Source organism: Streptomyces erythrochromogenes, from assembly GCF_036170895.1.
Lineage (GTDB): Bacteria > Actinomycetota > Actinomycetes > Streptomycetales > Streptomycetaceae > Streptomyces > Streptomyces erythrochromogenes.
Genome location: NZ_CP108036.1, coordinates 3,391,814 through 3,414,295, shown reverse-complemented (window position 1 = coordinate 3,414,295; position 22,482 = coordinate 3,391,814). Strand labels below are relative to the sequence as shown.

21 protein-coding genes and 1 riboswitch are annotated in these 22,482 nt (G+C 72.3%); of the genes, 15 read left to right on the top strand and 6 right to left on the bottom strand.

Annotated features, from left to right (window positions below):
- Positions 1-52 precede the first annotated feature (52 nt).
- The gene (gene sucC, locus OHA91_RS15275) at positions 53-1,231 is read left to right on the top strand and encodes an ADP-forming succinate--CoA ligase subunit beta (protein ID WP_030659459.1); all 1,179 of its coding nucleotides are present in this window, start codon (positions 53-55) and stop codon (positions 1,229-1,231) included.
- A 21-nt stretch (positions 1,232-1,252) separates the two neighbouring features.
- Positions 1,253-2,143 carry a succinate--CoA ligase subunit alpha gene (gene sucD, locus OHA91_RS15270; RefSeq protein WP_030764277.1) on the top strand — a complete coding sequence of 297 codons (891 nt, stop codon included), beginning with the start codon at positions 1,253-1,255 and terminating at the stop codon, positions 2,141-2,143.
- 75 nt (positions 2,144-2,218) lie between these two features.
- Here sucD and OHA91_RS15265 read toward each other — a convergent pair whose 3' ends face one another.
- Positions 2,219-3,475, bottom strand: coding sequence for a helix-turn-helix domain-containing protein (locus OHA91_RS15265; RefSeq protein WP_328739431.1), 1,257 nt, complete (start codon positions 3,473-3,475; stop codon positions 2,219-2,221).
- Positions 3,476-3,594: 119 nt separating this feature from the next.
- On the opposite strand from OHA91_RS15265, the gene OHA91_RS15260 reads away from it, so the two are divergent.
- On the top strand, positions 3,595-5,196 hold the full coding sequence (locus OHA91_RS15260) for a cell division protein PerM (protein WP_328739430.1): 1,602 nt from the start codon (positions 3,595-3,597) through the stop codon (positions 5,194-5,196).
- Between the two features lie 124 nt (positions 5,197-5,320).
- Here the strand turns inward: OHA91_RS15260 and OHA91_RS15255 are convergent, their stop codons facing one another.
- Positions 5,321-5,908 (bottom strand): hypothetical protein, encoded by a 588-nt coding sequence (locus OHA91_RS15255; protein WP_031149607.1) that lies wholly within the window; start codon positions 5,906-5,908, stop codon positions 5,321-5,323.
- Positions 5,909-6,152: 244 nt separating this feature from the next.
- Here OHA91_RS15255 and purN point away from each other — a divergent pair, with 244 nt between their 5' ends.
- Positions 6,153-6,776 (top strand): phosphoribosylglycinamide formyltransferase, encoded by a 624-nt coding sequence (purN, locus tag OHA91_RS15250; protein WP_031149609.1) that lies wholly within the window; start codon positions 6,153-6,155, stop codon positions 6,774-6,776.
- Positions 6,773-8,368 (top strand): bifunctional phosphoribosylaminoimidazolecarboxamide formyltransferase/IMP cyclohydrolase, encoded by a 1,596-nt coding sequence (gene purH, locus OHA91_RS15245; RefSeq protein WP_051893079.1) that lies wholly within the window; start codon positions 6,773-6,775, stop codon positions 8,366-8,368. Before purN ends, purH begins: the two co-directional genes overlap by 4 nt.
- 33 nt (positions 8,369-8,401) lie before the next feature.
- Here the strand turns inward: purH and OHA91_RS15240 are convergent, their stop codons facing one another.
- Positions 8,402-9,064: a hypothetical protein gene (locus OHA91_RS15240; protein ID WP_031149613.1), complete on the bottom strand. Its 663-nt coding sequence runs from the start codon at positions 9,062-9,064 to the stop codon at positions 8,402-8,404.
- Between the two features lie 245 nt (positions 9,065-9,309).
- On the opposite strand from OHA91_RS15240, the gene OHA91_RS15235 reads away from it, so the two are divergent.
- From OHA91_RS15235 to OHA91_RS15225, 3 genes are all read left to right on the top strand, one after another.
- Complete coding sequence (locus OHA91_RS15235; RefSeq protein ID WP_031149615.1) at positions 9,310-10,170, top strand: bifunctional methylenetetrahydrofolate dehydrogenase/methenyltetrahydrofolate cyclohydrolase; 861 nt, start codon at positions 9,310-9,312, stop codon at positions 10,168-10,170.
- Entirely contained in the window at positions 10,160-10,591 is a 432-nt protein-coding gene (locus tag OHA91_RS15230) for a DUF3017 domain-containing protein (RefSeq protein WP_051893080.1), read from the top strand. The genes OHA91_RS15235 and OHA91_RS15230 overlap by 11 nt, the downstream gene beginning before the upstream one ends.
- A gap of 510 nt (positions 10,592-11,101) precedes the next feature.
- Positions 11,102-12,091, top strand: a complete 990-nt coding sequence (locus tag OHA91_RS15225) for a malate dehydrogenase (RefSeq protein ID WP_031149620.1) — start codon at positions 11,102-11,104, stop codon at positions 12,089-12,091.
- A 174-nt stretch (positions 12,092-12,265) separates the two neighbouring features.
- Here the strand turns inward: OHA91_RS15225 and OHA91_RS15220 are convergent, their stop codons facing one another.
- A complete protein-coding gene (locus OHA91_RS15220; RefSeq protein ID WP_328741138.1) occupies positions 12,266-12,712 on the bottom strand; it encodes a carboxymuconolactone decarboxylase family protein in 447 nt (148 codons plus the stop codon).
- Positions 12,713-12,837: 125 nt separating this feature from the next.
- Between OHA91_RS15220 and pdxR the strand changes: the two genes are divergently transcribed.
- A complete protein-coding gene (gene pdxR, locus OHA91_RS15215; RefSeq protein ID WP_266498326.1) occupies positions 12,838-14,235 on the top strand; it encodes a MocR-like pyridoxine biosynthesis transcription factor PdxR in 1,398 nt (465 codons plus the stop codon).
- Between the two features lie 57 nt (positions 14,236-14,292).
- Here pdxR and OHA91_RS15210 read toward each other — a convergent pair whose 3' ends face one another.
- A complete protein-coding gene (locus OHA91_RS15210) occupies positions 14,293-15,135 on the bottom strand; it encodes a DMT family protein (RefSeq protein ID WP_037632147.1) in 843 nt (280 codons plus the stop codon).
- A 116-nt stretch (positions 15,136-15,251) separates the two neighbouring features.
- Here OHA91_RS15210 and OHA91_RS15205 point away from each other — a divergent pair, with 116 nt between their 5' ends.
- Both OHA91_RS15205 and OHA91_RS15200 read left to right on the top strand, forming a co-directional pair.
- A complete protein-coding gene (locus OHA91_RS15205; RefSeq protein ID WP_031149628.1) occupies positions 15,252-15,548 on the top strand; it encodes a hypothetical protein in 297 nt (98 codons plus the stop codon).
- Between the two features lie 7 nt (positions 15,549-15,555).
- On the top strand, positions 15,556-16,758 hold the full coding sequence (locus OHA91_RS15200; RefSeq protein ID WP_031149630.1) for a glutathionylspermidine synthase family protein: 1,203 nt from the start codon (positions 15,556-15,558) through the stop codon (positions 16,756-16,758).
- Between the two features lie 22 nt (positions 16,759-16,780).
- On the opposite strand, the gene rocD is transcribed toward OHA91_RS15200, so the two are convergent.
- A complete protein-coding gene (rocD, locus tag OHA91_RS15195) occupies positions 16,781-17,986 on the bottom strand; it encodes an ornithine--oxo-acid transaminase (RefSeq protein WP_031149632.1) in 1,206 nt (401 codons plus the stop codon).
- 118 nt (positions 17,987-18,104) lie between these two features.
- Positions 18,105-18,195: riboswitch (ZMP/ZTP riboswitch) on the top strand.
- A 34-nt stretch (positions 18,196-18,229) separates the two neighbouring features.
- On the opposite strand from rocD, the gene OHA91_RS15190 reads away from it, so the two are divergent.
- The 4 genes from OHA91_RS15190 (at position 18,230) to OHA91_RS15175 (ending at position 22,472) form a co-directional block, all read left to right on the top strand.
- Entirely contained in the window at positions 18,230-19,498 is a 1,269-nt protein-coding gene (locus OHA91_RS15190) for a serine hydroxymethyltransferase (protein WP_031149634.1), read from the top strand.
- A 149-nt stretch (positions 19,499-19,647) separates the two neighbouring features.
- Positions 19,648-20,661 (top strand): tryptophan--tRNA ligase, encoded by a 1,014-nt coding sequence (gene trpS, locus OHA91_RS15185; RefSeq protein WP_266498320.1) that lies wholly within the window; start codon positions 19,648-19,650, stop codon positions 20,659-20,661.
- 97 nt (positions 20,662-20,758) lie between these two features.
- A complete protein-coding gene (locus OHA91_RS15180) occupies positions 20,759-21,364 on the top strand; it encodes a 2'-5' RNA ligase family protein (protein ID WP_031149638.1) in 606 nt (201 codons plus the stop codon).
- 178 nt (positions 21,365-21,542) lie between these two features.
- Complete coding sequence (locus OHA91_RS15175) at positions 21,543-22,472, top strand: YihY/virulence factor BrkB family protein (RefSeq protein WP_328739418.1); 930 nt, start codon at positions 21,543-21,545, stop codon at positions 22,470-22,472.
- Positions 22,473-22,482: the final 10 nt, after the last annotated feature.

The following is a 22,482-nucleotide window of genomic DNA, read 5'->3' as shown; positions in this document are numbered from 1 at the left end:
CAGACAACCGCGAATCACTGCGAATCTTTGAAAAGACAAGGGACGGACGCGCGTGGACCTGTTCGAGTACCAGGCGAGGGACCTCTTCGCCAAGCACGGTGTACCGGTGCTGGCCGGTGAAGTCATCGACACGCCTGAGGCGGCTCGCGAGGCCACCGAGCGGCTGGGCGGCAAGTCGGTCGTCAAGGCGCAGGTGAAGGTCGGCGGCCGCGGCAAGGCCGGCGGCGTGAAGCTGGCCGCCACCCCGGACGAGGCCGTCGCCCGCGCGACGGACATCCTGGGCATGGACATCAAGGGCCACACGGTCCACAAGGTGATGATCGCGGAGACCGCTCCCGAGATCCTCGAGGAGTACTACGTCTCGTACCTCCTCGACCGCACCAACCGCACCTTCCTGGCCATGGCCTCGGTCGCGGGCGGCATGGACATCGAGCAGGTCGCCGAGGAGACCCCGGAGAAGCTCGCCAAGGTCCCGGTGAACGCCAACGAGGGCGTGACCATCGAGAAGGCCCGCGAGATCGTCGCGCTGGCGCAGTTCCCGGCCGAGGTCGCCGAGAAGGTCGCCGAGGTCCTCGTGACCCTGTGGGACACCTTCATCGCCGAGGACGCGCTCCTCGTCGAGGTCAACCCGCTCGCGAAGGTCGCCTCCGGCGAGGTCATCGCCCTCGACGGCAAGGTCTCCCTCGACGAGAACGCCGAGTTCCGCCAGCCGGGTCACGAGGAGTTCGTCGACCACGCCGCCGCGAACCCGCTCGAGGCCGCCGCCAAGGCGAAGAACCTCAACTACGTCAAGCTCGACGGTGAGGTCGGCATCATCGGCAACGGCGCGGGTCTCGTCATGAGCACCCTGGACGTCGTCGCCTACGCCGGCGAGAACCACGGTGGCGTCAAGCCCGCCAACTTCCTGGACATCGGCGGTGGCGCCTCCGCCGCCGTCATGGCCAACGGTCTCGAGATCATCCTCGGGGACCCGGACGTCAAGTCCGTCTTCGTCAACGTCTTCGGTGGCATCACCGCGTGCGACGAGGTCGCCAACGGCATCGTCCAGGCGCTGGCCCTGCTGGAGGAGAAGGGCGAGGCGGTCACCAAGCCGCTCGTCGTCCGTCTCGACGGCAACAACGCCGAGCTGGGTCGCAAGATCCTCTCGGACGCCAACCACCCGCTGGTGCAGCGCGTGGACACCATGGACGGCGCGGCCGACAAGGCCGCCGAGCTCGCGGCTGCGAAGTAAGGGCAGAGGTCAAAGACTCACATGGCTATCTTCCTCAACAAGGACAGCAAGGTCATCGTCCAGGGCATGACCGGTGCCACGGGCATGAAGCACACCAAGCTGATGCTGGCTGACGGCACCAACATCGTCGGCGGCGTGAACCCGCGCAAGGCCGGCACGACCGTCGACTTCGACGGCACCGAGGTCCCGGTCTTCGGCTCCGTCGCCGAGGCGATGGAGAAGACGGGCGCCAACGTCTCCGTCCTCTTCGTCCCGCCGGCCTTCGCCAAGGCCGCCGTCGTCGAGGCCATCGACGCCGAGATCCCCCTGGCCGTCGTCATCACCGAGGGCATCGCGGTGCACGACTCCGCCGCCTTCTGGGCGTACGCGACCGCCAAGGGCAACAAGACCCGCATCATCGGCCCGAACTGCCCGGGTCTGATCACCCCCGGCCAGTCCAACGCCGGCATCATCCCGGGCGACATCACCAAGCCCGGCAAGATCGGTCTCGTGTCCAAGTCCGGCACGCTGACCTACCAGATGATGTACGAGCTCCGTGACATCGGCTTCACCTCCGCCGTCGGCATCGGTGGCGACCCGGTCATCGGCACCACGCACATCGACGCCCTGGAGGCCTTCGAGGCCGACCCGGAGACCGAGCTGATCGTCATGATCGGCGAGATCGGCGGCGACGCCGAGGAGCGCGCGGCGGACTTCATCGCGAAGAACGTCACCAAGCCGGTCGTCGGTTACGTCGCGGGCTTCACCGCCCCCGAGGGCAAGACCATGGGCCACGCCGGCGCCATCGTCTCCGGCTCCTCCGGCACCGCGCAGGCCAAGAAGGAGGCCCTCGAGGCCGCCGGCGTCAAGGTCGGCAAGACGCCGACCGAGACCGCCGAGCTCGCCCGCGCGATCCTGAACGCCGCTCAGTAAGCAGCGACCGTACGGCTGAACGGGCGTGGCCCGCACCCCTCGGGGTGCGGGCCACGCCCGTTCGCGTACGCGGTCTCACTCGATCTTCGGGGTGATGCGCGCCGGACCCGCCTGCGGATCCGCGCGCAGCTTGTCGTGGAGTTGCCTGCTCCGTTCGGTGAGCTGCTGCGGGCCGCTGAGCGCCGGCACCCCGGTCACGCTCTCGCCGGGTGCCGGCGGGGGGTCGTACCGGGTGGGCGCCGTCGTCGCCGTGTAGGCGGTGGCGGCCGTGATCATCGCGGTCAGGCCGAGCGTCGCCCGGGTCCACTGTCGGCCGCGCCGCTCGCCGCCGCCGCGGACCGCCGCCGCCGGGCGCGGGTCGAGCGGGAACGGCGGCCGCAGTGCGACGAGCCGCTCCCGCAGCGCCGCGGACTGCTTCTCGACCGGTACGTCGGCCAGTTCGGGGATCCGGGCGGCGAGGTCGGCGTGGGCGTGCAGGATGCGGTTGCCGGCGGCGAGGGTGGTGGCTTCCGTCTCGGCGGCGGTGTCGGGCAGGTCGAGGCCGACGCCGTCGTAGAGCAGGACGGTTCGGCGGTGGATCCGCGACAGGGCGAGCAGGGCGTCGAGCAGGATCCGGTCGGCGGGATCGGCGGGGGGCCGGTCGGGTCTGCGATGGGCGCGCCGGAACCGGTGCCAGGGGGAGAGCGCGTACTCGTACGCGATCGCACGCACCCAGCTCTCCGGGTCCGGGTCGGCGGCCACCTCGGGCCACTGGTCCCAGGCCCGGGTGAAGGCCCGGTGCACGGCCTCCAGGGCGAGGGCGCGGCGGCCGGTGAGCAGGTAGGCCTGCAGGGCGAGGACGGGTGCGGCCCGGTCGTACAGGGTGTCGAAGGCGTCGGCCGGTCCGTGGACGTGACGTACGGCCGGTCGGGTGACGGCTCCGTTCGCGCTGCTGCCGGTGTCGGGGACGTCGGTGGTGACCGCGGCCCCGTCCGGGGCGGCCGGGCTTCCCCCGGCCCCGGCCCCGGCCCCGGCCCCGGCCCCGGCCTCGGCTCCGGCACCGGGCGCCACCGCCACCGCCACCAGCAACGGGTCGGCAGAGTCGGCCCGGTCGGCCCGGTCCGGCGGCCCGGTCGTGTCCGCGGCCACCGGCAGCGCGGAGAGGCCGTCGAGGAACCGCGCGTACATGTCGTGCTTGCGGCCGCGCGGGTTCGTGCGCCCGGACTCCCAGTGCCGGACCGTCGCCACGGTGACGCCCACGGCCGCCGCGACCTCATCGAGCGTCAGTTCCGCGGCTTCGCGCAGTCTTCGGCGCTCCTGCGGGGTGGGCAGGTCCTCGACGCTTCGTGTCATCCCACACTCCCCGCGACCCGGCAGCCCTGAGCAATAAAGTACATAAACGTATATTGGGCGACACCACGGACATTCGCCTGTTACCCGCCCATAGCGCGTGTCGTTGGCACCATGGCGGGGTGACCCAAGTGACCGAACGCGGGACCCGGTTGTCGGCGGCCCCGCGAGCCGGCGTGCGGCGGCGTTCGCCGGCCGCCGCCGCATGCGTGGTGGGCGGCGCCGTGGCGGCCGGACTCGGGCTCGGCTTCCTCGCCGTGCTCGTCATCGTCCTGTGGATCAGTTCCCCCTATCCCGACAGCGGTCCCGGCGGGGCCCTGCACCTCGCCGCCGGGCTGTGGCTGCTCGCCCACGGGACCGAACTGCTGCGGTACGAGACGCTTTCCGGCGTCCCTGCACCCGTTGGTGTGACACCGCTGCTGCTCGTCGCGCTGCCCGTCCTGCTCATGCGGCGGGCCGCCCGGCTGGGCGGCGCTTCCGACGAGGAGGACGAGGAGGTGCTGCCCGCGACGGCGGTGTTCTCGGCCGTGCTCTGCGGATACCTCGCCGTCGGGGCGTTCGCCACGGTGTACGCCGCCGGCGGCCCGATGCCGGCCGACCCGATCAGCGCCGCCTGGCACGTCCCGCTGGTCGCCGTGCTGGCCGCCGCCGGCGGGGTGTGGGGAGCCAAGGGGCGGCCGCTCGGGCCGCTGCCGAACTGGCTGCCGGGGGGCGTACGGAGGGGGTTCGTGCGCCCGCGCTACGCGCTGGCGCTGCGGGCGGGCGCGGGCGGCGCCCTGGTGCTCCTGGGCGGTGGAGCGCTGCTCGTCGGCGCCTCGCTCGCCTGGCACGGCGCGCAGGTCCAGGCCTCGTTCCTTTCGCTGACCGGGGTGTGGTCGGGCCGGTTCGCGGTCCTGCTGCTCGCGCTCGCCCTGATCCCGAACGCCATGGTCTGGGGAGCGGCCTACGCCCTCGGCCCCGGCTTCGCCCTCGGCGCCGAGGTGACGGCCACCCCGCTGGGCTTCGCGGGCGCGCCCGCGCTGCCCCGGTTCCCGCTGCTGGAGGCCCTCCCGGCCGCGGGGCCGGGCACCCCGCTGACCTGGGCCGCCGCCGGGGTGCCGGTGGTCGCGGGGCTGGCGGTGGGCTGGTTCGCGGTACGCCGGGCGCGCGAGGTCTCGTACGGGGAGACCGCGCTCACGGCGGCCCTCGGGGCGCTGGTGTGCGGCGTGGCGATGGCCGGGCTCGCGGCGGTCTCGGCGGGGCCGCTGGGCTCGCGGAGGCTGGCCGAGTTCGGGCCGGTGTGGTGGGCCACGGGTGCGGCGGCCTTCGCGTGGACGCTGGTGCTGGCCGTGCCGGTGGCGGTGGGGGTGCACGCATGGCGCTACCGCCCGGCGGAAGGGCCGGTCGCGGTGGACGCGGATGCTCCGGTGGACGACGGCTGGCACGACAGCGGGGTGCGGGAGCTGCGGTGGGAGGCGATGCGGAAGGCGGCGGGGACGCTGGTTCCGGAGATCGTTCCCGAGCCGGCGCCTCTGGTGCCTCTGGGGCCTCCGGCGGTTCCGGCGGCTTCGGCACCTGCGGCACCTGCGGCACCTGCGGTGCGGGCGCGTCGGGCGGTGACCGTGGTGGCGGGGCTGGACCTTCGCCCGGGCCCGGGCCCGGCTCCGGTGGCACCGCCGGTTCCGCCCGGGCCGCCGCCGGTGATCGGGGTACGGGTGCTGGCCCGGCGGAAGCCGCCGGCCTAGCCGGCGCGGGGCCGTTGCGGGGCCTCCGCCCCCGAGCCCCCGCGCCGCGAACGTCGGCGGGGCGTGAAGAAAGGGGCTCCGACGCCGGGCTCCCGAGCCCCACCCGCCGGCGAGGCCGGAACGGCTACTGGGGGACCTTCAGGACCTTGCCGACGAAGTTGTCCGGGAGGAGGGTGTTGCACTGGAGTTCCGCCGTCTTGGTGAGGGCGTCGTCGCGGCAGACGTAGAAGTCCTTGTACGCGAGCTGCAGTGCGTACGTGCTCATGGCCAGCAGGATCGCCAGCGAGGCGGTGACCAGGCCGCTCACCGCCGCCGTGCGCTGCGGTCGGGCCGCCGGGCCCAGGGCGTCCAGGCCCTTCGGGGCGCCCGGCTCACCGACCGTCGCGGCCGGCTTGCCGCGCAGCGCGCTGATCCCCCAGTACAGGGCGAGCACGCCCAGCAGCAGGCCGACCGACGGAATTCCGAAGATCCCGAAGAAGAAGCCCCACATGCCCGCCAGCAGTGCGTAGCGGGCGCGGCGCTGGATCGGGTCCGTCGGGTCCCAGCGCGCCGGGCCGCGCTGCCCGCCCGAGTCCCCAGGGCCGTTCCCGTCGCCGTTCCCGCCGTCGTCGCCACCGCTGCGCGGCTGCCACGGCTGGTCGGGCCGGCCCTCCGGCGGGGCCGCGAAGGGGTTGTCGTCGGTGGGGGAGTCGGGCTGACGGCGGTCCGGCATCGGGTGTGTTACTTCCCCTGTGTCATGGACGTCACGAGGACATCGAGGCGAGGTGAGGCCAGTTTGCGGCTTGTACGCCAGACGCTACCGCCCGCCCGTCCCCCCGTCCCTCGGGGGCCGTCCGGTGTGCCGGTATCGTTGCAGGCGGTCGGCGCCTTCGTATGGTTCCCCGTATATCGGTACCCCGAAGTTTCGTATGACCACACAAAGACGAACACCGCAATTCCGCGAGAAAGGGCCTCCCATGGCCGCCTCCCGCCTGGTCGTGCTGGTCTCCGGTTCCGGCACCAACCTCCAGGCCCTGCTCGACGCCATCGACGCCCATCCCGGCGGACCCGAGGGCTTCGGTGCCGAAGTCGTCGCCGTGGGAGCCGACCGGGCGGACATCGTCGGCCTGGAGCGGGCGGAGAAGGCCGGGATCCCCACCTTCGTCTGCCCGGTGAAGGACTACGGGAGCCGCGCCGAGTGGGACGCCGCCCTCACCGCGGCGACCGACGCGCACGCGCCCGACCTCGTCGTGTCGGCCGGTTTCATGAAGATCGTGGGCAAGGAGTTCATCGACCGCTTCGGCGGCCGGTTCATCAACACCCACCCCGCCCTCCTCCCCTCCTTCCCCGGAGCGCACGGCGTGCGGGACGCGCTCGCCTACGGCGCGAAGGTCACGGGCTGCACGGTCCACTTCGTGGACAGCGGCGTGGACACCGGTCCGATCATCGCCCAGGGTGTGGTCGAGGTCCGGGACGAGGACGACGAAGCCGCTCTCCATGAGCGCATCAAGGAAGTCGAGCGACAGCTGCTCGTCGATGTCGTGGGGCGCCTGGCCCGGCACGGCTACCGCATTGAGGGACGAAAGGTAACAATCCAGTGACCGCCGCAGACACCGCAGCGAGCAACGACCCGACCACGACCCAGCGGCCGATCCGTCGTGCGCTCATCAGCGTCTACGACAAGACGGGACTGGAAGAGCTGGCCCGCGGCCTGCACGAGGCGGGCGTCGCGCTCGTCTCCACGGGCTCCACCGCCTCGAAGATCGCCGCCGCCGGGGTGCCCGTCACCAAGGTGGAGGAGCTGACCGGCTTCCCCGAGTGCCTCGACGGCCGGGTCAAGACCCTGCACCCGCGCGTGCACGCCGGCATCCTCGCCGACCTGCGTCTGGAGGACCACCGCAACCAGCTCGCCGAGCTGGGCGTCGAGCCCTTCGACCTCGTCGTCGTCAACCTGTACCCGTTCCTGGCCACCGTCCAGTCGGGTGCCACCGAGGACGAGTGCGTCGAGCAGATCGACATCGGCGGTCCGTCGATGGTCCGCGCCGCCGCCAAGAACCACCCGTCGGTCGCCGTGGTCACCAGCCCCGAGCGGTACGCCGACGTGATCGCCGCGGCCCAGGGCGGCGGCTTCGACCTCACCGCCCGCAAGCGGCTGGCGGCCGAGGCCTTCCAGCACACCGCCGCCTACGACGTGGCCGTCGCCTCCTGGTTCACGAACGCGTACGCCCCGGAGGGCGAGGAGGGCGCGCTGCCCGAGTTCCTCGCCGGCGCCTGGGAGCGCAAGTCCACCCTGCGCTACGGCGAGAACCCGCACCAGGCCGCCGCCCTCTACACGGACGGCCAGCCGGGCGGGCTCGCCAACGCCGAGCAGCTGCACGGCAAGGAGATGTCCTTCAACAACTACGTGGACACCGAGGCCGCGCGGCGCGCCGCCTACGACCACGAAGAGCCGTGCGTCGCGATCATCAAGCACGCCAACCCGTGCGGGATCGCCGTCGGCGCGGACGTCGCCGCCGCCCACCGCAAGGCGCACGCCTGCGACCCGCTGTCGGCGTTCGGCGGTGTCATCGCCGTCAACCGCCCGGTGACCGTCGAGCTCGCCGAGCAGGTCGCGGAGATCTTCACCGAGGTCATCGCCGCCCCCGCCTACGAGGACGGCGCGGTCGAGGTCCTGGCGAAGAAGAAGAACATCCGCGTCCTGAAGGTGGACGGCACCCCGCACCAGCCGGGCGACCTCAAGCCCATCAGCGGCGGTGCGCTGCTCCAGCAGAGCGACCTCTTCCAGGCCGAGGGCGACGACCCGGCCAACTGGACGCTGGCCACCGGCGACGCCCTGTCCCCGGCGGAGCTCGCCGAGCTGGCCTTCGCGTGGCGGGCCTGCCGGGCCGTCAAGTCGAACGCGATCCTGCTCGCCAAGGACGGCGCCTCGGTCGGCGTCGGCATGGGCCAGGTCAACCGCGTCGACTCGGCGAAGCTCGCCGTCGAGCGGGCCGGAGCCGAGCGCGCGCAGGGCTCGTACGCCGCCTCCGACGCCTTCTTCCCCTTCCCGGACGGCCTGGAGATCCTGACCGCCGCGGGCATCAAGGCCGTGGTCCAGCCGGGCGGTTCGGTCCGTGACGAGCAGGTCGTCGAGGCCGCGCAGAAGGCCGGCGTGACCATGTACTTCACCGGGACCCGGCACTTCTTCCACTGAGTCCGGCCCACCCCGACACGGCGGAGGGGCGGCTCAGTACTGGGGACGGCGGAAGTAGTCCCCGGCCTTGGCGAGGCCGATGACGATCGTGAGGCCGAGGGCGAGGGAGACCACGGACGGCAGCACGGAGATGACGGTGAGGCCGCCGGAGCCCGTGGTGTGCTCGCTCGCGCCGAGCGCGACCAGGTTCAGCAGGATGCCGAGAACGGCGAAGAGGGTCTGGACCGAGCCGTAGATGATGCCGGAGACGCGTACTCCGCCACGTCCCTTGCCCATCTTGGCCGCGGTCAGGATGGGCCACAGGGAGAAGCCGATGAACAGGAGGCCCAGGACGACGCCCGCGGTGCCCGCGATGGCGCCCGCGTCCTCGGCGGAGGAGCTGGAGGAGTCCGAGAGCGCCGCGGCGAACACGGCACCGCCGATGATGACGAACAGGCCGCCCAGCGCCTGCAGGGCACCCATGACGAAGAGGATGACGCGAGCGGCCTTCGCCCCGCCCGGCATCTCCATCTGGGCCCCGGGGTAGCCGCCCGGGTATCCGGCGGGGCCGCCGGGGTAGGCCTGCGGGGCCTGCTGCGGGTAGGCGTAGCCGCCGCCCTGCGGCGGGATGCCCTGCGGGGCCTGCTGCGGGTAGCCGTAGCCGGGCTGGCCCTGCGGCTGCTGTCCGTACGGATTGTGCGGGTCGCCGAAACTCATCTGGGGTGTTCCTCCGTGGAAGTGCGGGGACGCACGGCAATGAGCGCGGAGGAATCCTGCACGGTGCGGTCCGCCCCCCGGCACTGCCCGCGGCACTCAGTCGTTTCATCGTGGTCCGACCGGCGAGACCTTGTCCAGTTGGTTGGCATGCGAGCCGGTCACTTGTTGTGCAAGTGCAATGAACCCTACGGTTCCGCGAGCACCTTGACTGGAACCTGGGCCACCTCATCCGGGAGGATGGGGGTATGACCGCCCAGATTCTCGATGGCAAGGCCACCGCGGCCGCGATCAAGTCCGAACTGACCGCCCGTGTGGCGGCCCTGAAGGCCCGGGGCATCACCCCCGGCCTCGGCACCCTGCTGGTCGGCGACGATCCGGGCAGCCGCTGGTACGTCAACGGCAAGCACAAGGACTGCGCCGAGGTCGGCATCGCCTCCATCCAGCGCGAACTGCCCGCGACGGCCTCCCAGGAGGACATCGAGGAGGTCGTGCGGGAGCTCAACGCCAACCCGCAGTGCACGGGCTACATCGTCCAACTCCCGCTCCCCAAGGGCATCGACACCAACCGGGTCCTGGAGCTGATGGACCCGCTGAAGGACGCCGACGGCCTGCACCCGACCTCCCTGGGCCGGCTCGTGCTGAACGAGCCGGGCCCGCTGCCCTGCACCCCGTACGGGATCGTCGAACTGCTGCGCCACCACGGTGTCGAGATCAACGGCGCACACGTCGTCGTCCTCGGCCGCGGGATCACCGTCGGCCGGTCCATCGGCCTGCTGCTGACCCGCAAGTCCGAGAACGCCACCGTCACGCTGTGCCACACCGGTACGCGCGACCTCTCCGGGCTGCTGCGCCAGGCGGACATCATCGTCGCCGCGGCCGGCGTCCCGCACCTGGTCAAGCCCGAGGACGTGAAGCCCGGCGCGGCCGTGCTCGACGTGGGTGTCAGCCGCGACGAGGCCGGGAAGATCGTCGGTGACGTGCACCCCGGCGTCGCCGAGGTCGCCGCGTGGATCTCGCCGAACCCGGGCGGGGTCGGCCCGATGACCCGCGCCCAGCTGCTCGTCAACGTCGTCGAGGCGGCGGAGCGGACCGGCAGTGCGCGCTGAACCGGGCGCCGATCACGTGAACGGGAGCGGCGCGGCCAAGTCCCGCCGCTTCCCCTCCGTCACGCGGGACACGGCCCGCCCCGAGGGGAGCGGCCGCGCCGTCCCCGGGGCCGTGTCCACGCCCGCCCGCCAGTGGCCGATGCTCAGCGTGCTCGCCGCGACCGCGGTGGGGCTGCTGACCACCGCGCTCGGGCAGGCCCGGGCCGGGTGCCTGGTGATCGGTGTGGCCCTGATCGCGGCGGCGGTGCTGCGGCGCGTGCTGCCCTCGGTGGGGATGCTCGCGGTGCGCTCCCGCTTCACCGACATGATCACTTACGGACTGCTGGGAGTGGCGATCACGCTGCTCGCGCTGGTGATGGAGCCCAGGCCGCTGCTGGAGATCCCGTTCCTGGAGAGCGCGGTCCGCTTCACCGTGCGCTGACCGTGCCGGGCGCGCCGAGTGTGCCGGGCGCGCCGGGCGCGGTGAGGACCGCCAGCGCGGCCGCGACGGCCGGCCGGTTCTCGGTGCCCGACCGACCAGGACGTCCAGCGTCCGCCCCGGGCCCGGCAGCTGCCGTACGGCGGTGCCGGGCGGCGGGGCGTCGCACAGCAGTCCCGGCAGGATCGAGACGGCCTGGCCGGTGGCGACGAGCCACAGCCCGGCGGGATTCGACGCCGTACCGGTCGCCCGAGCGGCGAACGCCTACGCCAAGTCGATCGAGGGCCACCGGACGGGCCAGATCTCCTGGTCGAACAGAAGTCCTGGAATCGACTTGACCTTCGAAACGCCGGAGCCGTGTGCCGCTCACCACAGGGACCCGGGGGTTGGCCCGCGCCCGGGTCGGATAGCCTGACCGCGGATGTCTCTTCACGTCAAGATTTACAGGGGAGCGGCGTCCTCCAGCACATGGGGCAGGGACGCCCCACCGCCAGCTGTCTAACGGAGAAGGCCATGACCCGCACTCCTGTGAATGTCACCGTCACCGGCGCCGCCGGCCAGATCGGCTACGCGCTGCTCTTCCGTATCGCGTCCGGTCACCTGCTCGGCGCGGACGTGCCGGTCAAGCTCCGGCTCCTGGAGATCCCCCAGGGCATGAAGGCCGCCGAGGGCACCGCCATGGAGCTCGACGACTGCGCCTTCCCGCTGCTCGCCGGCATCGACATCTTCGACGACCCGAACAAGGGCTTCGAGGGCGCCAACGTCGCGCTGCTCGTCGGCGCCCGTCCGCGCACCGCGGGCATGGAGCGCGGCGACCTGCTCGCCGCCAACGGCGGCATCTTCAAGCCGCAGGGCCAGGCCATCAACGCGCACGCCGCGGACGACATCAAGGTCCTGGTCGTGGGCAACCCGGCCAACACCAACGCGCTCATCGCGCAGGCCTCCGCCCCGGACGTACCGGCCGAGCGCTTCACCGCGATGACCCGCCTGGACCACAACCGCGCGATCTCGCAGCTGGCAGCCAAGACCGGTGCCGCCGTCTCCGACATCAAGCGCCTGACGATCTGGGGCAACCACTCGGCGACCCAGTACCCGGACATCTTCCACGCGGAGATCGCCGGCAAGAACGCCGCCGAGGTCGTGGGCGACCAGGCGTGGCTCGCCGACACCTTCATCCCGACCGTCGCCAAGCGCGGCGCCGCGATCATCGACGCCCGTGGCGCGTCCTCGGCCGCCTCGGCCGCCAACGCCGCCATCGACCACGTCCACACCTGGGTCAACGGCACCGCCGAGGGCGACTGGACCTCGATGGGCATCCCGTCCGACGGCTCCTACGGCGTCCCGGCCGGTCTGATCTCCTCCTTCCCCGTCACCTGCAAGGACGGCAAGTACGAGATCGTCCAGGGCCTGGACGTCAACGAGTTCTCCCGCGCCCGCATCGACGCCTCCGTCCAGGAGCTGTCGGAGGAGCGCGACGCGGTCCGCGAGCTCGGCCTGATCTGATCCACCGCTCCTCGCCGAGGAGCGCGGACACCCCCGCCACCTCGGCAACCAGTACGAACCGAAGCGCCCCGGCCCATCAGGCCGGGGCGCTTCGGCGTGCTTCCGCCCGTGCCGCAGGCGCCGGGCGCGGGCCCTCCGGCCGGGCCTGGCCGGGGCATGGGGCTCCGGCTCCGGTCAGGCCTTGTACATGCCCGGCTTGTAGTGGCCCGGCACCATGCGGGTGGTCACACCGAAGCGGTTCCACACGTTGATCGTCGCGATGACGGTGATCAGCTGGGCCAGCTCGCGCTCCTCGAAGTGCGCGGCGGCCTTCTCGAACACCTCGTCGGGCACGAAACCGTCGGTCAGGACGGTGACGGCCTCGGTGAGCTCGATCGCCGCGAGCTCCTTCTCGGTGTAGAAGTGCCGCGACTCCTCCCAGGCGCCCAGCTGCACGATGCGCTCGACGCTCTCACCGGCGGCGATCGCGTCCTTGGTGTGCATGTCGAGGCAGAACGCGCAGTGGTTGACCTGCGAGGCGCGGATCTTGACGAGCTCGACGAGGGACGGATCCAGGCCCTTCTTGGAGGCGATCTCCAGGGCCAGGACGGCCTTGTAGGCCTCGGGGGCGAGCTTCGCCATGTTCAGGCGCGGGGTGTGCTCGGGGGCGTGGGAGTGGGAGTGCGAGGGGGTCTGCTGGTTTTCAGCGGTGGTGGTCACGCGTTCCACCGTAGGAGGCAGGCGGCCCGCCGGTATGGTCCATATTCATGACGGATTCCTGGGCCACTTTCGGTGCCGACCTGCATCTGGACCTCTCCGCCGGGCGCGGCCTGCGGGCCGGGCTCACCGAGGCCCTGCGCGAGGCCGCGCGCAGCGGGCGGCTGGCGGCCGGCACCCGGCTCCCGTCGTCCCGCACCCTCGCGGCCGACCTGGGCATCGCCAGGAACACGGTCGCCGAGGCGTACGCCGAGCTCGTCGCCGAGGGCTGGCTCACGGCCCGGCAGGGCTCCGGCACCCGGGTCGCCGAGCGGGCGCGCCCGCGCCGCCCCGCGGCCGCCGCCCCCGTACGGCGTCCCGCGCGCGGTGGGCCCGCGTACAGCCTGATCCCCGGCACCCCCGACCTGGGCGGCTTCCCCCGCGCGGCCTGGCTGTCGGCTGCCCGGCGGGCGCTGACCGCCGCACCGAACGAGGCCTTCGGCTACGCCACCGACGGGCGCGGCCGCGTCGAGCTGCGGCAGGCGCTGGCGGGGTACCTGGCGCGGGCGCGCGGGGTGTACGCCGACCCGGACCGGATCGTGCTGTGCGCGGGGTTCCTGCACGGGCTGAAACTGCTCGCGGCGGTGCTGCGGGCGCGACGGGTGCGGGAGGTGGCCGTGGAGGGGTACGGCCTGGACTTCCACCGGGACGAGCTGGCGCGGGCCGGGCTGCGGACCAGGCCGCTCGGGGTGGACGGCGACGGGGCCCGTACGGGGGAGCTGACCGCGGCGGCGGGCGCGGTGCTGCTGACCCCGGCCCACCAGTTCCCGACGGGCGCGGCCCTGACCCCGGCACGCCGGGCGGCCGCGGTCGACTGGGCCCGGTCCACCGGCGGGCTGATCCTGGAGGACGACTACGACGGCGAGTTCCGTTACGACAGGCAGCCCGTGGGAGCCCTGCAGGGACTGGACCCGGACCGGGTGGTGTACCTCGGAACCGCCAGCAAGTCCCTCGCCCCGGGGCTGCGGATGGGCTGGATGGTGCTCCCGCCGGGCCTGCCGGAGGAGGTGGCCGCCGCGAAGGGGTACACGGACTGGACCTCCAGCACGCTGGACCAGCTGACGCTGGCGGAGTTCATCGAATCCGGGGCGTACGACCGGCACGTGCGCGGGATGCGGCTGCGCTACCGGCAGCGGCGGGACGAGCTGGTGGCAGCGGTGGCCGGTCGGGTGGCGGGGGTCTCGGGGATCGCGGCGGGCCTGCACGCGGTGCTGGACCTGCCGGCGGGCACGGAGCGGTCGGTGCTGCAGTCGGCGGCCTGGCACGACCTGGCCCTGCACGGCCTGTCCGCCTTCCGCCACCCGCGGGCCGAGCTCGCGCCGCGGGACGCGCTGGTCGTCGGCTACGGGACGCCGTCGGACAGCGCCTGGTCCCCGACCCTCGCGGCGCTGGCCGCCTCGCTGCCGTGATCCTGCGGTGTGCCCGGCGCGGCCGGAAGACCCGGGGCTCCGCCCCGGACCCGCGCCTCAAACGCCGGCGGGGCTGGAGTTCGGCCCCGGCGGCGACTTCGGTTCGCCGAAGCGGGACAGGGCCAGGGAGCCGGCGACCGCCACCGCGAAGCCCGTCACCGCCAGCCACGCCAGGCCCTCCCGGGTGCGGTCGCCGAGCCAGACCACGCCCACCACCGCCGGGCCGATCGTCTCGCCGAGCACCAGGCCCGCCGTCGCGACCGTCACCGAGCCCCGCGCCAGCGCCGAGGTGAGGAGCAGGAACCCCGCCGCCCCGCCCAGAAGGAGCGCGTACAGGGCGGGGTTGCCGAAGTCCCACACCGAGTCGATGAGCCGCACCGAGACCTCCACCACGCCGAAGCCCGTGCCCGACCCCAGACCGAGGACCAGCGCCCGCGGTCCGTCCGGCAGGCCGCCCGCGACCGCGCCGACCAGCAGCACCAGTACCGCCACCCCCAGCAGCCCCAGCTTCAGCGCGAGGGAACCCGTCCCGCTGCCCTCCTCCCCCGAGGCGAGCCCCAGCATCAGCAGCCCCAGGCACACCACGCCCACCGCGCCCCACTCCGCCCGGGACAACCGCACCGCCATCAGCCGCGACGCGACCACCGCCGTCACGGCCAGACTGGCGGCCAGCGCGGCCCCGACCACGTAGATGGGCACGTGCCGCAGCGCGACGATCTGCAGGACGAATCCGGCGCCGTCCAGGCCGAGGCCCAGCACGTAGCGCCACTGCCGCGCGGCCCGCAGGAGCAGCGCCGCGTCCACCCCGGACCCGCTGCCCGGTTCCACCGACCGCGTCGCGACGGCCTGCAGAACGGACGCCGTACCGAAGCACACCGCCGCACCCAGCGCGCAAATCATCCCAATCAGCACGAACTGACTCTAGGTCACGGATCTCACGGCGGCCGGATTCCATCGGCCGGTGAGCCCGCTCTACTCTGTCGGGAGCACGCCAGGCCCCAGGGGGAGCAGCAGACATGGACATCAGCAGCACCAACCAGCGCCGTATGCGCTCCGGCGCCGTCGCCCTCGGAGGCATGGGCCTGCTCGCGGCCACCCTCGTGGCCTGCGGCAGCAGCGACGAGCCGGACCGCCGCTGCGCGTCCCGCTCCACGCTGGACCACCTGAACAGCAAGGAGTGCAAGACCGGCGGAACCGGCGCCTACTACTACGGCGGCCACGTCAACAACGGCAAGGTCACCGGCGGCAGCTTTGACAAGTCCGCGGTCACCCGCGGCGGCATCGGCGGCCACTCCAGCTCCAGCGGCGGCTGATCACACGATGCAGCGGCACACCATCGAGCCCCGGCCCGGCTGGCAGAAGACCGTCGAGGAGCAGGGGCTGATCTACCCCCTCACCCGCTACCCCGACGACTCGCTGCGCCCCTACTGGGACGAGAGCGCCTACTACTCCTTCACCCTCCCCGAGGTCGAGGCGCTGGAGAACGTCGTCGAGGAACTGCACGCCATGTGCCTGGCCGCTGCCGCGCACATCGTCGAGCACGACCGCTTCGCCGACCTCGGCATCACGGACCCCAAGCTCGCCGCGCTGATCGCCGAGTCATGGCGCCGCCGTGCCGAGCAGCCCTCCCTCTACGGCCGGTTCGACCTGCGCTACGACGGCACCGGCAGCCCGGCCAAGATGCTGGAGTACAACGCCGACACCCCCACCTCCCTGGTGGAGGCGGCCAGCCCGCAGTGGTTCTGGATGGAGGAGCGGTTCCCCGGCGCCGACCAGTGGAACTCCCTCCACGAGCGCCTCGTCGACGCCTGGCGCCGCCAGGCGGAGCTGCTGGCGCCCGGCCCGCTGCACTTCGCGCACTCCGAGACCGACGAGCTCGGCGAGGACCTGATGACGGTCGCCTACCTCCAGGAGACCGCCGACCAGGCCGGCCTGGAGACGCACGCCCTGTCGGTGGAGCAGATCGGCTGGGACAGCCTGTCCGGCCGGTTCGTCGACGAGAAGCTGCGCTTCATCCGCAGCTGCTTCAAGCTCTACCCGTGGGAGTGGCTGGCCACGGACGAGTTCGGCCCGCAGGTCCTCGGCACCTACGACCACGGCGGCGGCTCCGGCACCACCTGCTGGATCGAGCCGCTGTGGAAGATGCTGCTCTCCAACAAGGCGCTGCTCGCCATCCTGTGGGAGCTCTTCCCGGAGCACCCGAACCTGCTGCCCGCCTACCTCGACGGTCCGCGCGAGCTGGCCGGGCCCGGATCGGCCGGCTACGTGGCCAAGCCCCTCCTCGGCCGCGAGGGCGCGGGCGTCACCCTGCACGGGCCGGGCCCGGACGGCGAGCCGTTCGTACCGGAGCCGGGGGAGCGGTACTGCTTCCAGGGACTGGCCCCGCTGCCCGACTTCGACGGCAACCGGGTGGTGCTCGGCGCGTGGGTCGTCGAGGACGAGGCGGCGGGGCTCGGCATCCGCGAATCGGCGGGGCCGGTCACGGACGAGTACGCCCGCTTCCTGCCCCACGTCATCCTCTAGCTCGGTCGGTGCTCGGCGCGTCCTACGCGCCGAGCACCGACCGGAGTTGGTCCAGGCCCCAGTCCAGGTCCTCCTTGGTGATCACCAGCGGCGGGGCGATCCGGATCGTCGAGCCGTGGGTGTCCTTCACCAGCACCCCGAGCTCCATCAGCTTCTCGGAGATCTCCCGGCCCGTCCCGCGGGAGGGGTCGATGTCGACGCCCGCCCACAGCCCGCGGCCGCGGACCGCGGTCACGGCGCCCCCGCCGACGAGCAGGTTCAGCTCGTGGTGGAGGTGGTCGCCCAGTTCCGTGGCCCGCTGCTGGAACTCGCCGGTCCGCAGCATCGCGATCACCTCCAGGGCGACGGCGCACGCGAGCGGGTTCCCGCCGAAGGTGGACCCGTGCTGGCCGGGCCCGAAGACGCCCAGCACGTCCCGGTCGGCGACCACCGCCGACACCGGAACCACACCGCCGCCGAGCGCCTTGCCGAGGATGTAGACGTCCGGGACGACCCCCTCGTGCTCACAGGCGAAGGTCCGGCCGGTCCGGCCGAGCCCCGACTGGATCTCGTCGGCCATGAAGAGGACGTTCCGCTCGCGGGTCAGCTCCCGTACGCCGGTCAGGTAACCGGCGGGCGGCACCAGCACCCCCGCCTCGCCCTGGATCGGCTCCAGCAGCACGGCCACGGTGTTCTCGGTGACGGCGTGCGACAGCGCGGTGAGGTCCCCGTACGGGACGATCTCGAAGCCCGGCGTGTACGGGCCGAAGTGGTCGCGGGCGTCGTGGTCCGTCGAGAAGGAGACGATCGTCGTGGTCCGGCCGTGGAAGTTGTCGGCGGCCACCACGATCTTGGCGTGCCCGTCCGGGACGCCCTTGACCTCGTAGCCCCACTTGCGGGCGGTCTTCACCGCCGTCTCCACGGCCTCCGCACCGGTGTTCATGGGGAGCACCATCTCCTTGCCGCACAGCGCGGCGAGTTCGGTGCAGAAGTCGGCGAACCGGTCGTGGTGGAAGGCGCGCGAGGTGAGCGTGACCCGCTCCAGCTGGTCCCGCGCGGCGTCGATCAGACGGCGGTTGCCGTGCCCGAAGTTGAGCGCGGAGTACCCGGCGAGCATGTCGAGGTATCTGCGGCCCTCCACGTCGGTCATCCACGCGCCTTCCGCGGACGCGACGACGACGGGCAGCGGGTGGTAGTTGTGCGCGCTGTGCGCGTCGGCGGAGCGGATGGCATCAGCTGTTGTCGACACGGGGTCTCCGATCGTCCGTCTGGCCGGTGAAGCGGTGACGAGGGTGGCGTCACCTTCTTATCGTCGCTCGTATCCCGGACGCAGAAACCTGTTCCGCGGCGCGCCCGCTAAGGTGTTCGGTACGCACGGCGACTGGCGTACGGAGAACCAACTCCGGGGGAGTCGTGCGCGCTCGACCGCATACAGGGCCGCTCGCCTGGGCCTCGCGGGGTACCGATCACATCGACCCCGGAGGAGCCCGCCGTGTCCGCGAGCCGCCATCCCGCCCTGTCCGCGACCGACCCCGACCTGGCGTCCTACGTCGCCGCGGAGGAAGTCCTCCAGGCGGAGACCCTGCGCCTGATCCCCAGCGAGAACTACGTGTCCGCGGCCGTTCTCGAAGCCTCAGGCACCGTGCTGCAGAACAAGTACAGCGAGGGCTACCCCGGCCGCCGCTACTACGAGGGCCAGCAGAACATCGACCGGGTCGAGGCCCTGGCGGTCGAGCGGGCCAAGGGCCTGTTCGGCGTGGACCACGCCAACGTGCAGCCGTACTCCGGCTCGCCGGCCAACCTGGCCGTCTACCTGGCCTTCGCGCAGCCCGGCGACACGGTCATGGGCATGGCCCTGCCGATGGGAGGCCACCTGACGCACGGTTGGGGCGTCTCGGCGACGGGCTCGTGGTTCCGCGGCGTGCAGTACGGCGTCCGTGCCGACACCGGCCTGATCGACTACGACGCGGTGCGCGAGCTGGCCCTCGCCGAGCGGCCCAAGCTGATCTTCTGCGGCGGCACCGCCCTGCCGAGGACCATCGACTTCGCCGCCTTCTCGGAGATCGCGCGCGAGGCGGGCTCGGTCCTGGTCGCGGACGTCGCCCACATCGCCGGCCTGATCGCGGGCGGCGCGCACCCGTCCCCGGCGGGGCACGTGGACGTCATCTCCACCACGACGCACAAGACCCTGCGCGGTCCGCGCGGCGCGATGCTGATGTGCCGCGAGGAGCACGCGAAGGCGATCGACAAGGCCGTCTTCCCCGGCCTGCAGGGCGGTCCGCACAACCAGACGACAGCCGGCATCGCGGTGGCGCTGCACGAGGCGGCGCAGCCGTCCTTCGTCCGGTACGCGCACGCGGTCGTCGCCAATGCCAAGGCGCTCGCCGCGGCGCTGCTGGAGCGGGGCTTCGACCTGGTCTCGGGCGGTACGGACAACCACCTGATCCTGATCGACCTGACGGGCAAGGACGTGCCGGGCAAGGTCGCGGCCAAGGCCCTGGACCGGGCGGGGATCGTCGTGAACTACAACACGGTCCCGTTCGACCCGCGCAAGCCGTTCGATCCCTCTGGGGTGCGGATCGGTACGCCGTCGCTGACGTCGCGTGGGCTGTCCGCGGAGCACATGCCGGTGGTGGCGGACTGGATCTCGCGCGCGGTGGACGCCGCCGCGAAGGGAGACGAGCGGGCCCTCGGCGCGATCCGTGCGGAGGTGCGGGACCTGATGGCCGCCTTCCCGGCCCCGGGCCTGCCGCTGTCGTAGCCCCGCGGCACCGCTGCCGGGGCTCCGCCCCCGGACCCCCGCGCCTCACACGCCGGCGGGGCTGGAACGCAGCCCCGCCGGCGTCGCGCGGCGGACGAAACCGGCCGACAGCGGGCACGAGCCCGCCGCGCACCTGAGAGAATGGGGCCATGGCTTCTGATCGTCCTCGCGCGCTCTCCGGCATCCAGCCCACCTCCGGTTCGTTCCACCTCGGGAACTACCTCGGAGCCATCCGCCAGTACGTCGCCCTCCAGGAGACGCACGACGCGTTCTACATGGTCGTCGACCTGCACGCGATCACCATGCCCCAGGATCCGAAGGACCTGCGCGCGAACACCCGCCTCTCCGCCGCGCAGCTGCTGGCCGCCGGCCTGGACCCCGAGCGCTGCACGCTCTTCATCCAGAGCCACGTCCCCGAGCACGCGCAGCTCGGCTGGGTGATGAACTGCATCACCGGCTTCGGCGAGGCCAGCCGGATGACCCAGTTCAAGGACAAGTCCGCCAAGGGCGGCGTCAACAGCGCCAGCGTCGGCCTGTTCACGTACCCGATCCTCCAGGTCGCCGACATCCTGCTCTACCAGGCGAACGCCGTCCCCGTCGGCGAGGACCAGCGCCAGCACATCGAGCTGACCCGCGACCTGGCCGAGCGCTTCAACCAGCGCTTCGGCCGGACCTTCACCCTCCCGCAGGCGCACATCGTCAAGGAGGTCGCGAAGATCTACGACCTCCAGGACCCGGCGATCAAGATGTCGAAGTCGGCGTCGTCGCCCAAGGGCCTGATCAACCTCCTCGACGAGGCCAAGACCACCGAGAAGAAGATCAAGAGCGCGGTCACCGACATCGAGGCCGAGATCCGGTTCGACACCGAGAAGAAGCCCGGCGTCAGCAACCTGCTCACGATCTACTCCACCCTCACGGGCGAGTCGATCCCCGCCCTGGAGGAGCGGTACGTCGGCAAGGGCTACGGCGCGCTGAAGACGGACCTGGCCGCCGTGATGGTCGATTTCGTCACACCGTTCAAGCAGCGCACCCAGGAGTACCTGGACGACCCGGAGACGCTGGACTCCATCCTGGCCAAGGGCGCGGAGAAGGCCCGCGCGGTCGCCGCGGAGACGCTCGCGCAGGCGTACGACCGCCTGGGTCTGCTGCCCGCCAAGCACTGACGAACGCAACTACGGACAGACGGCTCTGGCACGAAGAGGGGTCCTGGCCCCACACTGGGGCGGCAGGAGTCCACAGGGTCCAGCAGAGGAGAGATACGTGGGGACCGTAACGCTCGGCGTTTCGATCGCGGTCCCGGAGCCGTACGGCAGCCAGCTCCAGGAGCTGCGCGCGGGCTTCGGGGACGCTGCCGCGCACGGCATCCCCACGCACGTCACCCTCGTACCGCCGACCGAGGTGGAGGCGGACCGGCTCCCGGCGATCCGGGCCCACCTCACCGAGGTCGCCGCCGCCTTCCCCGCCTTCCCGATGCGGCTGAGCGGGACGGGAACCTTCCGGCCCGTCTCGCCGGTCGTCTTCGTGCAGATCGTCGAGGGCGTCGAGGGCTGCACCCGGCTCCAGGGCGAGGTCCGCGACCCCGCCGGGCCGCTCAGCCGCGAGCTGGCCTTCCCGTACCACCCCCACGTCACCGTCGCCCACGGGATCTCCGAAGAGGCGATGGACGTGGCGTTCGCGACGCTGGCCGAGTACGCCGCCGAGTGGGTCTGCGAGGGGTTCGCCCTCTACGAGCAGGGCTCCGACGGGGTCTGGCGCAAGCTGCGTGAATACCCTTTCGGGAGCGGGCCCATAGGCGTTCCGGCGCAGCCGGGCTCTCCCGTCGACCAGACCGCCGAGGCGGCGGGGGCGACCGTACGTCCTTCCTGACGGAGGGGGCGCAGGGTCAGCCGGGCGGTGCGCCGGGCGCGGAACCTCAGCCTTCGCAGGACCAGGGTGTGGAACGGACGCCCCGTCGAGGGCGCTGGGCGAAAAGTCACAATCGACGACCGTAGTACCTGAAAGCGACAATCCCGGCTATTTCCGGCGTCTCATTTACGGTGACCCCATGGACTGGCTGACGAAACTCCCGGTGATCGGGCCGCTGGCGGGCCGTCTGATGCGGACGCACGCGTGGCGCTCGTACGAACGCCTCGACCGCGTGCACTGGACCCGGCTCGCCGCCGCGATCACCTTCATCAGCTTCCTCGCGCTCTTCCCGCTGATCACCGTGGCGGCGGCGGTCGGTGCGGCGCTGCTCAGCCCCGAGCAACTGGACCGGTTGGAGAAGAACCTCGCCGAACAGGTCCCCGGCATCTCCGACCAGCTCGACATCAACGGGCTCGTCGCGAACGCGGCCACGATCGGCCTCGTCGCCGGCGCCCTGCTCCTCTTCACCGGCATCGGCTGGGTGGGCTCGATGCGGGACTGCCTGCGCGCGGTGTGGGACAAGGACGACGAGGACGACGGGAACCCGATCGTCCGCAAGGGCAAGGACGGGCTCGTCCTGCTCGGCCTCGGCGCGGTGGGCCTGCTCTCCGCCGCGGCCTCGATCCTCGGGTCCAGCGCGGTCGGCAAGTCCGCCGACTGGCTGGGCATCCCCCGCGAGGGCCCCGGCGGCGCGCTACTGCGCACCTTCGCCTTCCTGGTCGGCGTGGTGGCGGCCTTCCTGGTGCTGCTCTACCTGCTGACCCTGCTCCCCGGGGTCGAACCGCCGAGGGGCCGCCTGGTCCAGGCGGCACTGATCGGCGCGGCCGGCTTCGAGCTGCTGAAGCTGCTGCTCAGCGGCTACATGCGGGGGGTCGCGGCGAAGAGCATGTACGGGGCCTTCGGCGTGCCGATCGCCCTGCTGCTGTGGATCAACTTCATGGCGAAGCTGCTCCTGTACGTCTCCGCCTGGACGGCCACCCGCGACGACGAAGGTGACGGTGAAGGTGACGGCGCCGCGGATCCCCCGGCGAGCGGCGATGCGCGCGAAACCCCAGGTGAGGGCTCCTAGGACCCGTTCG

What these genes read in the sequence shown, in the direction of transcription:
- OHA91_RS15240 (WP_031149613.1), bottom strand. Translation starts at nt 9,064, where the DNA reads ATGAGTTTCGGCGACCCGCACAATCCGTACGGACAGCAGCCGCAGGGC.
- OHA91_RS15255 (WP_031149607.1), bottom strand. Translation starts at nt 5,908, where the DNA reads ATGCCGGACCGCCGTCAGCCCGACTCCCCCACCGACGACAACCCCTTC.
- OHA91_RS15175 (WP_328739418.1), top strand. Translation starts at nt 21,543, where the DNA reads ATGGACTGGCTGACGAAACTCCCGGTGATCGGGCCGCTGGCGGGCCGT.
- OHA91_RS15220 (WP_328741138.1), bottom strand. Translation starts at nt 12,712, where the DNA reads ATGGCGAAGCTCGCCCCCGAGGCCTACAAGGCCGTCCTGGCCCTGGAG.
- OHA91_RS15265 (WP_328739431.1), bottom strand. Translation starts at nt 3,475, where the DNA reads ATGACACGAAGCGTCGAGGACCTGCCCACCCCGCAGGAGCGCCGAAGA.
- OHA91_RS15225 (WP_031149620.1), top strand. Translation starts at nt 11,102, where the DNA reads ATGACCCGCACTCCTGTGAATGTCACCGTCACCGGCGCCGCCGGCCAG.
- sucD (WP_030764277.1), top strand. Translation starts at nt 1,253, where the DNA reads ATGGCTATCTTCCTCAACAAGGACAGCAAGGTCATCGTCCAGGGCATG.
- OHA91_RS15210 (WP_037632147.1), bottom strand. Translation starts at nt 15,135, where the DNA reads ATGATTTGCGCGCTGGGTGCGGCGGTGTGCTTCGGTACGGCGTCCGTT.
- OHA91_RS15205 (WP_031149628.1), top strand. Translation starts at nt 15,252, where the DNA reads ATGGACATCAGCAGCACCAACCAGCGCCGTATGCGCTCCGGCGCCGTC.
- OHA91_RS15235 (WP_031149615.1), top strand. Translation starts at nt 9,310, where the DNA reads ATGACCGCCCAGATTCTCGATGGCAAGGCCACCGCGGCCGCGATCAAG.
- trpS (WP_266498320.1), top strand. Translation starts at nt 19,648, where the DNA reads ATGGCTTCTGATCGTCCTCGCGCGCTCTCCGGCATCCAGCCCACCTCC.
- OHA91_RS15200 (WP_031149630.1), top strand. Translation starts at nt 15,556, where the DNA reads ATGCAGCGGCACACCATCGAGCCCCGGCCCGGCTGGCAGAAGACCGTC.
- purN (WP_031149609.1), top strand. Translation starts at nt 6,153, where the DNA reads ATGGCCGCCTCCCGCCTGGTCGTGCTGGTCTCCGGTTCCGGCACCAAC.
- pdxR (WP_266498326.1), top strand. Translation starts at nt 12,838, where the DNA reads ATGACGGATTCCTGGGCCACTTTCGGTGCCGACCTGCATCTGGACCTC.